We start from the raw sequence: 13817 nt of genomic DNA, 5'->3' as shown, positions 1-13817 counted from the left end.
GGTGGTCCAGGCGTTGGTGATGCAGGAAGGTATCTATCGGCCGAGGGGGCAGGTGCGGCCCCTCGAGGGTTCGCGGGCATGCTTCGGCCGCCCGGCCGGGTTGCTGACGATGGCGTCTGGCCCGGAGCAGCCGGTCAATCCGGCAGGGACGCAGCCATATCTATAGTAACTAACTCTCGCAAAGGGGAAAAGTGTCTTGAATTCCGCACTCCCCCCGTGGCGGCAACGGTACAGGGCGCTGAGTGCAAGGGTAATGGGTTGCCTTTCACAGTCCCCCCCGGTATTTTTCAAGCCGTCGAGGGATAGTAGCCCGACGGCAACGAAGTCCAGACGAGGGGTGTCGATGAGCGGCAGCGAGCGAATCAGACGATCGCTGGAAATAATATACGGTGACCGGAGGGCGGACGTTGCCGGTGAGCTGATCGGGCAAATCATCCGGCAGTACTCTTCGCTGCCGACCGGCGCAGGCGGACGCGGCGCGCGGGACGGCTACTTCGACCAGTCCGATGTGGTGCTGATCACCTACGGCGACACGCTCCTTTCACCCGGAGAAACACCCCTGCACGCGCTGCGCACGTTCCTTGACGAGCACCTGACCGGTCTGTTCAGCGCCGTGCACATCCTGCCCTTTTTCCCGTACTCCTCGGACGACGGGTTCTCGGTCTGCGACTACCACCAGGTCAACCCGGAGTTGGGCGCATGGGACGAGGTGGAGAGTATCGAGAGTAATTTCGAGCTGATGGTGGACCTGGTAATCAACCATCTCAGCGCCGAAAGCGACTGGTTCCGGAGATACCTGGCGGATGATCCCGCTTTGGCCGGGCTGGCAATCGAGGTCGACCCCGCGACCGATCTGAGCCAGGTCACCCGGCCCCGCGCAACTCCCGTGCTGAGCCCGTTCACCAAAGACAACGGCCGGGAGGTCCATCTCTGGACTACGTTCAGCACTGACCAGGTGGACCTGAACTTCGCGGAGCCGAAAGTGCTGGCGATGATGATCGAGGTGCTGCTGTTCTACGTCAGCAAAGGCGCCCGGCTGATCCGGCTGGATGCGATAGCTTATCTGTGGAAAACGATCGGCACCAACTGCATCCATCAGCCGGAAACTCACGAGGTGGTCAAGCTGATGCGCTCGATACTGGACCAGGTGGCGCCGCAAGTGATCCTGATCACCGAGACCAACGTACCCCACGGGGAAAATGTCGCTTATTACGGCGACGGCGGCGACGAGGCGCAGATGGTCTACAATTTCAGCCTGCCCCCGCTGCTGCTGCACTCGTTTATCAAGCACGATACTCGCGTAATGGAAAACTGGGCGCGGCGCTGCCTGAATATCAGGAGTCCGGACTGCACTTTTTTCAATTTCACGGCCAGCCACGACGGGATCGGGATGAGGCCGGTGGAGGGCATTATCTCACCCGCGGATATCGAGGCGCTGGTCAACCATGCCCGGCGGATGGGCGGCGACGTATCGCTGAAGCGCAACCCGGACGGCAGTGAAAGCCCCTACGAACTGAATGTAACCTTTGTGGATGCGATGAGGGAGCCGGACGGCCCGGAAGGCGATGCCGCCCATGCGCGACGGTTCCTGGCCAGTCAGGAGATTCAGCTTGCCCTGCCCGGAGTCCCGGCGGTTTATCTCCACAGCTTGCTGGGATCGAGAAACTGGAACGAGGGCGTGGAGCAATCGGGCCAGAAACGGCGGATCAACCGTCAGCACCTCGATCTGGAACTGCTGCGGCGGGAACTCGGTGATCCGGGTTCGTTCCGGGCGCTCGTGTTTAACCAGTACTGTCACCTGATCCGGGTCCGCCGTCAACAGCCGGCTCTGCACCCCAACGCGGAACTGGAGGTGTTCCACCCCGATCAGCCTTTTTTGCTGGCTTTCAAGCGCAGCGGCGGCGGCCAGGAACTGTACGTACTGAGCAATGTCCGCCCCGATCCGCTGGAGGTTGCGCTGGCGGATCTCGGCATAGCGGAGAACCTGACAGATATCCTGGGCGGCCAGCAACTGGAAAACGGCAAACTGTTCATGGAGCCCCACCGCACGAGCTGGCTGGTTTGAAACCGGTCCTGCACAAACAGGGCATCCACGGGATGCCCTGTTATCCTTCACCTGCCGAAGCTGGATCAGACGAACTGATTCGCCGCTTCTTTCATATCCAGCTCGGGATATTTGACCACGTCCTTCAGGAAAGCGTGGTCCGCCGAAAGAACACGGTTCCAGTTGGGAATCTGCGGCGGCCCCATCGGGTCCTCGAAAAACGCTTCGCCGCCGCTGACCAGCGAGCGGGCGAACGTGTCCACCGCGATCAGCTCGGAGTGCCTGTCGTAGTGCAGGCCGTTGATCGCCGCATCCGCCTCGTGGTGCTCGGTCACTATGTAGGTCTGGCGGCGGTAAATGCCTATCAGCGAATGAAGTGAACTGGAGGAGAACACGGCGCCCTGGCTCGCCAGCGTCCGGAAAAACACCTTGGCGATATCCTCGGTCATCCTGCTCAGGCCGCGAGGCTTACCCTCCTGCCCCAGTTCCTGATGTTTGTGCTCGTAGTTTTCGGCGATATCCACCTGGCAGATTCGCTTATGGGCGCAGTTGCGGTAAACCTCTGCCAGCGTGCCGATCTCCAGGCCCCAGTCTCCCGGGATCTTGTTGCTCCTGGCCAGACTGTCGCTGACAGCGAACTCACCGGCCAGCGGATAGCGGAATGCGTCCATGTAGGTCAGGAAATTACTGGGTCCCAGCAGGTCCTGGAACGCACGGATCAACGGGGTGATGAACAGCCGGGTAACCCGGCCGTACATCCTGTCCGCCACGCGGCTGTAATATCCCTTGCTGAACTCGTAGTTGTGTCGCACGCTGGCTACAGGGAACACCAGCCGGGCCAGCAGCTCGCGGTCGTAGTTGACGATATCCGCGTCGTGGAGCGCCATCACCCGGCAATCGTCCATGGCGATAATGTAGCCGTAGGCCAGCCACACGCTCCGTCCCTTGCCATCGCCGCCGATATGCAGGTCGCTGGCCTCCATCCGCTCGATCAGGGCCCTGATGCGGGGACTGCCTGCCCAGATCAGGGTTGCCTCGGGAATTGCGCCCTTGACCTTGTGGTAAATCGAAGCGTACTCCTGGAGCGACTCGGTACAGCCCACGGTGAAAACATACCGCTTCAGATACGGCACCTCGGCCAGTTGGGCGAGGATGTTGTCGAAAACCGCCTGACGGGAGTCCTCCAGGGTCACCGGAATGATCAAGGCAATCGGTCTTCTGCGCGCATTCTGCACCAGGTCTTCTTCCAGCTTCTCCAGCGACGGTTTGCCGAGGCGGTGCAGGGTAGCGATTATCGGATGCTGATAAAAATCACTCATAGATCAACCTCACCTCTATTTAGCCTGGATCGCTTCTTTTAGCAGGCGCGTTAGTACCACATCCTGGTATGTTATTTTTTTCACGAACTTTTTTCTCCGTGCCGAGAGACGTCGATAGCCCCAGATACTGCGAAACATGGTTTCCTCCCAGCCTTCACGTTGGTAGTACAGAGGCAGATTGATCTCAAAAAAGGAAATACCATCTGCATCCCTGAGCAGATCGGAACGGGGATCGCCGCCGACCTCGTGAAGTGTTACTAACCGGCAAGCCTCGTCAGCAGCAGGCTTGGCTATACCACACTTATCCAGGATCGCTCGCAGAATCTTCGCTCCGTTACGTGCATGAGCGGCCTTGAAGGAATCATAATCGTCAAAATCTGCACGATGGACCTTTTGATCCTCAACAGCCCGGTCGAGATCATGGGCGAGAGAAGCGATTTGCAGCGCCGGGTCGGCCCGGGGATCAAGCCTTAACAGCCACTCGAGGGTGTTTTCGGCATGGCGAGAGTCTTCCGGTACCTTGGACTCCGCAATAATCGCTCTAATCTTTTGTTTTGCGCATTCCATGCTATTCATGATCCCGGCAGATGATGACGCGGCGAATTGTTTCAATATTCATTACAACTGCAATTACTACCAGCGTCAAATAGACCTGGTTGATAATGGCGCCGAGAAATATCGCAAAGATACGGGTATCGCGGCCCAAACGAAATCTCTTGCCCTGACTGATCCGGTCGCGCATCAGGCTGTCGTATTTGTCCGCCGTATAGCTTACCATGAAGGAACCGATAATCGCCAGAAATCCGACAAACAGGATAAGGTTATCCATCTTGGATGCATATGCGTGCCAGATGAGCCCGAAAAGCAGGAAGGCATCGGCATAACGGTCCAGGATTGCATCGAACCAACCGCCGTAGCGGCTGTTTTGGAATTTGAGCCGCGCCACTTCGCCATCGCAGCCGTCGATAATCGAGGCAAACTGGGCCAGAAAGGCGCCCAGCAACAGGGTGGGATAACCACCGAGTGCAAACAGGCCGGCGGCCAGTACGGAACACAGGAACGAGAACATGGATATTTGATTTGGGGTGATTCTGTAATTCGCCAGCCGGCGGGTAATCCTCATTGACAAAGGTCTGTTCAAGTAATGCGAGACAAGACCGTCGCTGGGCTTGTCTCCTAAATCGTCCAAGAGTGCGTTCTCCGCCCATCTGAAAGCCGAGGGATCATCCACATCAATCCAGAAAAGACTTCTGATATCGACCGCTTTGGCCCGGTCCTCGTCAGCAAGAGCCTGCACCGCTCCGGACAGTGTAGTATCGCCGTTTTTCCCTTTGCACTGCTCCAGCGCACTAAAAATGGCTGGTGTGCACAGGAAAACACCTGAGTCAAAGCCGTTGAAGCTTACCAGGCTTTTGCCGATGTTGATTATTTTCCCACCTTCGGTTTTTACCCGGGTGACATCCCCCATGTCGATGAGAGGATTGCGGATATCACTATCCACGCCGAGAATAATTTCGCCATCAACCAAAGGAAGCGCCATCAACTTACGGGCAATAGCCGGATCAAAGAGATGATCCGCCATCAGCAGAAAAAATGGTTCCCGCAGGTATTCCCGTGCCTTGAAGACCGAAAAGCCGTTGTCCTTCTCCCAATCCTCATTGATAATGGTGGTAATGGGGATCTCAAGACGCTGTGATAGTTGCTCCAGAGAGGTGCGAACCTGATCTCCCCGGTATCCGGTTATCACATAAAATTCATCCGCCCCCGCCTCCATAGCGGAGCGGACGACCCGTTCGATCAATGGAATACCCAGGATGGGAATGAGCGGTTTGCTGGCACCCATCAGTTGTAGCCGACTGCCTTTTCCCGCAGCGATGATCAGGCACTTCATTCTCGTTTTTTCCTCCGCCTGCAATGAACTTTTCAGTCATTTGAAATGCCCATCGCAGGTAAACTGGTGCAAAGAATGTTTTCAATAATAATTTGGAGAGCACGTCCGGTATGCCAAGCTGTCACTGGTTTAAATCGCCATTCACCATCTCAAAATAGAAAAACAGGAAGAGATCGCCTTCTTTTTCGATTCTGAGCGACAACATTCATCCTTTTCAGCTTGAAGCGAGAGAGTTCCTTCGTCTCTACGAAAAATTATCCGTTCTCATTGTGAGCATCAATGATTTTCCGGGTCTGAGCATGGAAAAAGAGACGCTTCTCCCCCCGAGGGCAATCCACCGATGTTACTTTTAAACCATGAAATTAAAGCCTGAGACGGCTGTGTTAAAACCGACCTTGAACCTTCACCCTTGAGCTGAGCCGTACAGCACCTCTCGAATGCGAGGTTTTCATTATAATTTAACACCTTAGGCCGGTTTCGGAAATCATTTTCAATCTTCAGGTGGGGAATCCGGGTTTACAAAAATTGGGCAACCGGTAATACCGACCCGTCCCGCTCAGGAATATAACAGTCTCGTATCGTGAAGGGAAACCGTTTCCTCCAGCAGGGGGGCAAGCGAGCGGTCCGAGTGCTCAGGCACACGCGAACCGGCGCCGGGGTCATTCAATTGAGCCGCCGCGGCCGTAATCACCGAGGCCAGCCGGCGGGCCGTCAAAGCTAAATCGTAGTTGTCCAGCACGGCCTGGCGATTTCGATCGACGAGATTGTCTGCTTTAGTTACTGCCTTGCGCCACGTAAGCAATGACGGATTGAGCTCAAGTAACGCTTTAAGTGTATCGCCGGTTGGCCCTCCAGCGATTCGCTCGAGTATTTCACACTGCATGTCGGCGCTGAGGTCGCCGAAATCCACGTAATTACCCCGACCGGAAATTTCGTGAATTTTATGCCTGCGGAAAGCATTCTCGAATTCCTGCCGCTGCAGTGATGGAAAGCCAAGCTGATCCCTCAGTGATTCAGTATATCCCCGGTAAGCATCCATCAGCCGACTGATACCGCCCTCGATCCAGGCCGGGTCCACCAGCAGTGTCCGGTAAAGGTGGCTCAGGTCTACACCGGCCTCCGTGAAATCGTCGCACGGCCCGTCGATCCAGCGTCCCAGCACGGGCCGTCCCGCCACCCAGCCCTCGAGGAACCCCATCCCGAAACCTTCCATCACGCTGGCGGTAACCAGGGCGGAGGCGCCGGCCAGCACCCGGCCGAATTCCGGCGCTTTGTCTCCCAGGCTGCGTTCCAGGCCGATCAGAGCCGGCAGAGCTAGCATATCCGCGGCTTTAAGTACGAGCTGCTCGTATTGCCTGTCGGCTTCCGAGGCCGCCGGCAGGGTGATCACCAGCCCCGTGTCGAACCCTCCCGCGCGCACGGCTGCCGTGACAAGCAGCAGTTCGAGAGTATTCTTGCGGCGCATGACTTTCTGAGCGGCCAGCAGGTAGGGCCTGCCACCCAGGGCTTTCTCCAGCACTTCGCATCGCGCGCTGCGCACCGCCGGGCCGTCCGTGACCGGATTGGGCAACACGAACGCACTGCGCGATTCGAGTCCGGTGGAGATCAACCTGTCGCGGTCAAGTCCGGTCAGGGCCGCGTGGACCATGTTCCGCGCGGCGGGCAGTACCCAGCGGACCAGGCTTTCGCTTGCTTCCAGGCAGGTTGCGTTGCGCCAGGCCCGCACCCGGTCAGGGCGATGGAGTTCGGCGAAATCGTGGGTCTGGTTCAGGACCACCAGCGGGAGTTCTTCCTCCAGCGCCCGGTGGGCAAGCAGACGAATCGAGCCGGCCGCCACGGGGTTTTTACCCAGTTCCGCGTTATGCACGTGCAGCACGAACGGGTTTTCACGCGTGCAGCCGTCGAGGTCCAGACAGCGGATCAGTTCCTCGCACAAATTAGCCGCCCTCCGCTCGTAATCGGCGGTATTTTCGCAATCCTGGTCATCGTAAGCCAGGCCGGGAATGTCCACCGCACGCACACTCAGGCCGGGAATTTCGTTCAGCTTTGCAATCCAGCCGGGCCAGCCGCCGGATTCCGCTTCCGAGGCCAGCAGAGTGATTTCGCAGCGTTTCCAACCAGCGGAGCCGCCGATTGAAAGCAGCGTGTCCCGGACCACGCTGGTTACGCCGCCGGGCCGGAAATGGTAGTGCCAGACAGCCATTTTCAGCACCTGGTCGCTCCGGTTGCCGCTCCGGCCGAGAATAAACGGCAACTGGCAGAAATCCGTCACCACCGCGTCCGGTTCGGCCCGGTCCGCCGCTTCGTTGTCCCTGTGAAGCTTGAGTGAGCTGCTGTCGGCGGCGAACAGGGCGGTACGGAGACCGAGCTGCGATGCGCAGTGGACGTCATTGAACTTGTCGTTGCCCACGTAGAGAATCTCCGCCGCCGCGATTCCCCGCACCGCGGCCTGATCCAGAACCGGCTGGAAAATCCGTGGGTCGGGCTTGGAAAGCCCGGGCAAATAGGAAAACGCGCTAAGGCCCGGATCGAAAATCTCCCAGGGCGAGGAGCACTGCCCGCCGGACTGGCTGCGCAGGAAATGGTCCAGCAGCAGGGGGGTGTAAAACTGTGCGTTGGACACGATACCCTGTAACAGACCCTGCCTTTTAATACTCGTCAGCGCCGGCCAGGCAGCGGTGTAGATAATCGCCTGCTGGAAAGAAATTTCGTAAAACAGCGACACCAGGTAGGGCAGAAGTCTGTCATTGCTGCTGTCACGCCGCCATCCGCGGCTGTCCAGTCGTCCGAGTATGCTTCTCCAGACGTGCTCGATACGGACTTCAGGGAACGGGAATTGGTTTTTCTTTTTTTCTTCGCGCTCGGTTTCTATCAGTTCCAGGTAGCAATCCCGCAGCCACAGAGCGGCCTCATCGCGCGAGCCGAAAGCGGCCGTGAAACCGAACTCGTCGGCCGTCAGTCCGAACGCACCCAGCATCGCCTCGGGCGCACTCAGCGACCCTTCGAGGTCTCCGGCGCGGGTGGCGAACAGGGTACCGTAGATATCCCAGAGCACGAGCCTGATCCCGCGCAACTCCGGCAGGCAGACTGCCACCTCTCCGGGAACCGGCGGCACGTACTCGCCGGCGGGCAGCAGCCGTCTGCAGTACGAGGCCGTCGCATCCAGCAGTTTCTCGTAATCAGGGATGGCCAATTGACCGGCGATCTTTTTCATTTCAGTTCCAATCAGCTTATCGGGCGTTGCGGGACAGCGCCAAAGATACAGGATTGGAAACCTGCGGGCAAGCGCGAGAAGGTGAAAAAAACAGTTGACTTGGCGGCAATAAAGCTGAAATACTATTCTTTTGAATATTTCGACCGATTTCCGGTTCCGGTTTTAAGGCGGGAGAAAGAATGAGCAACGGCATCTTGAGGGAAAACCTGCACAACGTGGGCTTCGTCTCCACACGGTTCGCCGGCACGGACGGCGTGAGCCTGGAGACCCAGAAATGGAGCAGCGTGCTCGAGGAGATGGGTCTCGAGCGTTACTATCTGGCCGGCGAAATAGATACATCGGAAGACAACTCGATGCTGGTCGAGCTGGCAAGCTTCAAGCACCCGGATATCGTGGATATCAACCAGCAGTGTTTCGGAGTCAGCAGTCGGCCGCGGACCCTGACTCAGAAAATCCACCGGATCAAGATGCAGCTCAAGGACGCACTTTACGATTTTATCCAGAAGTACGATATCCAGCTGCTGATCGCCGAAAACAGCCTGACTATCCCGTTGAACATTCCGCTGGGGATTGCACTGACCGAGATCATTTCCGAAACCGGCATCAAAACTATCGCCCACCACCATGATTTTTTCTGGGAGCGGAAGCGGTTCCTGGTCAACGCGATCTGGGATTACCTGAACATGGCTTTCCCACCGCACCTGAATGGCATGCAGCACGTGGTGATCAACAGTTCCGGCGGCAACCAGCTCGCCCTGCGCACAGGAGCCAGCTCGATGCTGGTGCCCAACGTGATGGATTATGAGACACCGCCGCGGCCGCCCGACGGGTACGCCGAAAATATCCGCACTGAACTCGGAATCGCCGACGATGAGATCTTCATTCTTCAGCCCACCAGGATTGTCCAGCGCAAAGGGATCGAGCACGCAATCAAGTTGACCAGCCGGCTGGGCGAAAAAGCAAAGCTCGTGATCAGCCATGATTCCGGCGATGAGGGGCATGACTACGAGGATCGGGTGCTGGCCTACGCCCGCTCACTGGACGTGGACGTGATCCTCGCCGCGGATAAAATCAACCATGAGCGCGGGAGCACAACCGACGGCCGCAAGATCTACGATCTCCACGACCTCTACCGGTACGCCGACCTGATCACGTTCCCGTCCTCTTTCGAGGGTTTCGGCAACGCGTTTCTGGAATCGCTTTATTACAAGAAACCGCTGCTGGTCAACAACTACTCGGTCTATTATTTCGATATTCGCACCAAGGGTTTCCGCACGATCGAGATCGATGACTTCATCACCGACGAAACGGTGGCCTATACGCGTAAGGTTCTCAGCGATCAGAATATGAGAGAGAAGATGGTGGAGCATAATTACGATCTGGCCAAGCGCTATTTTTCCTACAAAATCCTGCGCGTGAAGCTGCGCGCCGCTATCCGCAACCTGTTCGGTGAAGCCGCGGATTGATCGTTCGGACGGCCAGTCCCAGGCCTGTGTAAAAGGCCGCACATCCGTTTTATCCTGTTCGGAAGCTAGCGAATGCGGCAGCGGAGACGATGGCAAGCCAACCGTAACAAATCGTGATGAATCAGTGGTGGAGCGAGCGTTCCTGCCGGTGGAATTCAGGAGGTTCGAGCTGAAGCGTTGCATGCTCGATCCCGAACCTGTCGGCCAGCATCCTGCGCGCATCGAGCAGGCACTGATGCCAGCAGCCGCTGCCGGCGCAGCTTTTCTCCAGGCAGACATGGGCGCTCAGGATCGTGTATCCGGTGGTCAGGGTCCAGATGTGGAGGTCGTGGACCCCGGCGAAATGCTCCATACCCGTGAGCGCCGACTTGACCTGGGCGTATTCGAGATGCTCGGGGGTTGCATTGAGGATGATATTCAGCGTCTTTTTGAGCAGGCCGATACTGCCCCAGAGGATAATCGCTCCCAGCGCCAGACTGGCCAGGAGATCGATATATACCCAGCCGGTGGTCCAGATAACCACCGCCGCCAGGATCGCCCCGACGCTGCCCAGGGTGTCGCCCAGCATGTGCAGGAACGCGCCGCTCACGTTCAGGTTCTCGTGCCTTCCGCGGTAAAGCAGAAGTGTGCTGAACAGATTGGCCGCCAGCCCGGCGACAGCCACCGCCAGCATCAACGGCCCGTCGATTTCCACCGGGTCGCCCATCCGCCGCCAGCTCTCGATCAGGATCAGCACCACTATCACCACCAGTGAAGCGCCGTTGATGAACGCCCCGACCACCTCGGCACGCACCAGGCCGAAAGTCCGTTCGGGCGTGGCGGGGAGGCTGGCGAGATGGCTGGCCGTAATCGCAACGCCCAGGGCCAGGACGTCGGTCAGCATATGGCCGGCGTCGGCCAGCAGAGCCAGACTGCCGGAGATAAGTCCCCCGACGACTTCCACGACCAGAAATATCAGATTGATTACCAGCGCCCACCACAGTCGCCTGCGGCTGCTGACAGCCTCGCGCGGGGCGAAATGTGCCTGATCTGCACGATCGTGCAAAACATCCTCCCGTCGATGAATATTCAACCAGGGAAGATTAACCGTCTGGAGAATTAGAAGCAAATTATATTTAGATATTTGTGCTGAATGTTGAAAAACTTTACTCAACTCCTTATCATACGTGGAGCAGAATCACTTTATGTTTTGGAGGACACAGATGAAAACGATTTCGTTCGCTGCCGTACTGGCACTGATCGTAAGTTGTGCGCCGGCTGCAAAGCCCGGTCTCGATATCTGGCCTCATTCCTGGCTGGTCCCGTTCGAGCGGTCGGCCGCCGCTCCGGCTCAGGTCGAAAGCTCTCTCGAGATGCGAACCACCCCCGGCGAGTACGAACCGGCCGTTTTCGCGCTCAGGAGCGATGCGGCGGTCGGGGTCGAGGTTACCGTGCGGGCCGGTGACGGACCGCAGGCGATACCCTCGGGCTGGCTCGAAATTCACAGGGTGGCCGCCTATGCCGACACCACCCGCCCGAACCGCCTTCACGAGTTCGCCAATCCAGTGCAGCTCGACAGCGCTGTGACTGAGTTTTTCTGGATCACGGTCCGTCCGCCCGAAGGAACCGCGGCGGGCAGGTACGGCGCAACCGTGAAAGTAGAGCGGGACGGCTTTGCGCTCGAACTGCCTGTCAACTGCGAGGTGCTGCCGTTCGAGCTGGCCGAAAGTCCCACCACCGGAGGAGCGTTCATGTACCTGATCGACCTGCCTCCGGGCTGGTACGCGGACATGAAGCGGCACGGGCTGGACGCCATCCAGTTTTTTACCTGGGAGTACGCGGTCATTCCCACGGACCTGATGGACCGCAGCGCCTGGCGCTGGGACCCTGTGCCGATCAAGATCCGGCGCGACGGGGACGGGCTGGCGATGGATTTCTCCGTGATGGACGAGATCATGGGCGAGATCGAAGCGGGTGGGATGGAAGGTCCGGTGGTTGTCAGCCTGGGTAACGACAGCCACCTGTTCTACGAAGTCAGGATCGCCCGGGAATTCGGCCTGAAAGTTGATACGAGCGAGGCAATTAAAGGCAAAAGGATAATCGCACCTGCGGTCAGCCCCGTGCTGGATAAATTATTCATCGAGGGCCTGAGACAACTTCGCGCCCACTGGGACGAGATGGGCTATACCCAGGAGCTGATTATCCTGATTTACGACGAACCCACCGAGAGACTGCTGGACCGGGCCAGGAACCGTTACGAGATGATCAAGCAGGCGATGCCGGAGCAGAGGGTCTACGGGGTGGTGATGGACGAGCGGGAAGAGGCGGAGATGATGCTCGACCAGATGGATATTATCGTGGCCAACGGCGATTTTACGGCCATGAAGGAACTCTCTGAACAGTACGCTAAAGGGTACTGGATCTACGGCGGCATGCGCAACCTTTTCGGAATCCGCCATTCAATGGGTCTTCAGGTGTGGAGCGCGGGCGCGGAAGGGGGCTTCTTCTGGATGTACAACTACTGGTACTACAATCCCGACAACTGCGTCGTCTACATGCACCCGGACGATCCCAACCAACTGGTTCGTTCGACGTTCTGGGAGGCTATCCGCGAGGGCCGCGACGATCTCCGCTATGCAGCCACCGCGGAGCTTGCTGTGGAAAATGCGTCAGGGTCGCTGCATCAGCAGGGCCGGGAACGCCTGAAAAGTATCCTGGAGTCGGTCACCACGGGCCGTCGACGGGGAGTGCGGGACCGGAGCGCTTTGCCCCGGGGGACCAGCCTGGAAGACTACTGTGAATACTCTGACGGGATTCGAGCGCGACTGATCGATCTGATCACCGATATGTCCGTGAACTGAGGCTTGTTGCCGAGAAAACAGGGAGACTCCGATGCTGCTTAAAATAACTGCAATACTGCTGCTGACGATGGTTTGCCGGCTGAATGCCGCTCCGGCCAATGAGGAACGGGAACTCGCTGACGCCATGATCAGGCAGCTGGTGGGCCTAGTCGAGATCGCTATCGAGGAGATGGACCCTGCCCGGCCCGGGGTAACCTATGCGAAAATGCCCAACGAGCATACGCTCACGCCATGCTATCCGATGGCCTGGCTGTATGTCAACGAACATCCGCTCAACCCCTACCACGGCGACAGCAAACTCTTCAGCAACGCGGTGGCGATAGGAGATTACACTGCCAGGATTCAGAGTACCCTCGAGTGGCCGATGTACAACCTCTGCCAGGTATACAGCCTGCTGGAGAACGAACTGGACGCGGAGCGCAAACAGGCGTGGAAAGACTATGCGGCCTATTACGTTTCGCTCAGGGCGTTCCGGCCGTTTTTCTACACGAGCTGGAACCACGAGGCCTGGAACTGCCTGGCGATCTACCGGGCGGGCCAGGTGTTCGATGAGCCGCAGTGGTGCGAGATGGGCATGCGGCTGATGCACCAGATGCTGAGGGTGCAGAAAGAACTGGGCTATTTCGACGAGGGGCCCCACCACGGCCCGTCGATGAAATACTCCCAGGTCCAGGTGCAGGCCATGCTGCTGTTCGCCGATTACTCCGGCGACAGGAAAACGCTGGACGCAAGCAAGAAACTGGCCGATTTCCTGATCCGTTACAGCTTCCCGGACGGGACCCCGATCGGCACGTTCGACGGGCGGCAGAGCTGGTCGCTGGGCTACGAGGGGATGCTGCTCTACGGGTTCGACCGCTGGCCGCTGGGCAAGACGATCAACCGCAGGCTGTTCCGCACCCGTGAGCGCTGGGGGTTGCTCGACCCCTACTTCCGGCACTACAACCTCTCGGACTGGTACGAGTATTTCGGGATCGCGTTCAAGATGGACGAGTACCTGAGCCTGCGTCCCGGGGCGCCCTCCTCGGCTCTTCCCCAGGATGCTG

The 13817-nt window shown here is 58.2% G+C and carries 9 protein-coding genes and 1 pseudogene (1 of these 10 only partly in view); 5 read left to right on the top strand and 5 right to left on the bottom strand.

Features of this window, described 5'->3' with window-relative positions:
- The first annotated feature begins 253 nt into the window (after positions 1-253).
- Positions 254-2065, top strand: a complete 1812-nt coding sequence (locus FVQ81_07165; GenBank protein ID MBW7996333.1) for a sugar phosphorylase — start codon at positions 254-256, stop codon at positions 2063-2065.
- A gap of 65 nt (positions 2066-2130) precedes the next feature.
- Here FVQ81_07165 and FVQ81_07160 read toward each other — a convergent pair whose 3' ends face one another.
- The 4 genes from FVQ81_07160 to FVQ81_07145 all read right to left on the bottom strand — a co-directional run bounded on the left by FVQ81_07160 (position 2131) and on the right by FVQ81_07145 (position 8468).
- Positions 2131-3363: a glycosyl transferase gene (locus tag FVQ81_07160; GenBank protein ID MBW7996332.1), complete on the bottom strand. Its 1233-nt coding sequence runs from the start codon at positions 3361-3363 to the stop codon at positions 2131-2133.
- Between the two features lie 15 nt (positions 3364-3378).
- Positions 3379-3939, bottom strand: coding sequence for a DUF4202 domain-containing protein (locus FVQ81_07155; GenBank protein MBW7996331.1), 561 nt, complete (start codon positions 3937-3939; stop codon positions 3379-3381).
- Positions 3932-5254 carry an NTP transferase domain-containing protein gene (locus FVQ81_07150; GenBank protein MBW7996330.1) on the bottom strand — a complete coding sequence of 441 codons (1323 nt, stop codon included), beginning with the start codon at positions 5252-5254 and terminating at the stop codon, positions 3932-3934. Before FVQ81_07150 ends, FVQ81_07155 begins: the two co-directional genes overlap by 8 nt.
- Before the next feature lie 556 nt (positions 5255-5810).
- Complete coding sequence (locus FVQ81_07145) at positions 5811-8468, bottom strand: hypothetical protein (protein ID MBW7996329.1); 2658 nt, start codon at positions 8466-8468, stop codon at positions 5811-5813.
- Here FVQ81_07145 and FVQ81_07140 point away from each other — a divergent pair.
- Entirely contained in the window at positions 8448-8651 is a 204-nt protein-coding gene (locus tag FVQ81_07140; protein ID MBW7996328.1) for a hypothetical protein, read from the top strand. The genes FVQ81_07145 and FVQ81_07140 overlap by 21 nt on opposite strands.
- Positions 8648-9934, top strand: coding sequence for a glycosyltransferase family 4 protein (locus FVQ81_07135; protein MBW7996327.1), 1287 nt, complete (start codon positions 8648-8650; stop codon positions 9932-9934). Before FVQ81_07140 ends, FVQ81_07135 begins: the two co-directional genes overlap by 4 nt.
- Positions 9935-10055: 121 nt before the next feature.
- On the opposite strand, the gene FVQ81_07130 is transcribed toward FVQ81_07135, so the two are convergent.
- On the bottom strand, positions 10056-11087 hold the full coding sequence (locus FVQ81_07130; GenBank protein ID MBW7996326.1) for a cation transporter: 1032 nt from the start codon (positions 11085-11087) through the stop codon (positions 10056-10058).
- 49 nt (positions 11088-11136) lie between these two features.
- Here FVQ81_07130 and FVQ81_07125 point away from each other — a divergent pair, with 49 nt between their 5' ends.
- Together FVQ81_07125 and FVQ81_07120 are read left to right on the top strand one after the other, a co-directional pair.
- A complete protein-coding gene (locus tag FVQ81_07125) occupies positions 11137-12774 on the top strand; it encodes a hypothetical protein (GenBank protein ID MBW7996325.1) in 1638 nt (545 codons plus the stop codon).
- A gap of 31 nt (positions 12775-12805) precedes the next feature.
- Positions 12806-13817 (top strand): annotated as a pseudogene (locus tag FVQ81_07120) (hypothetical protein); it runs 92 nt beyond the window's last position.

The organism is Candidatus Glassbacteria bacterium (assembly GCA_019456185.1).
In the GTDB taxonomy this organism is placed as follows: Bacteria; Gemmatimonadota; Glassbacteria; order GWA2-58-10; family GWA2-58-10; genus JAJRTS01.
Note: the sequence above shows the minus strand (reverse complement) of the source record. Positions and strands in the feature narration are given on the sequence as shown.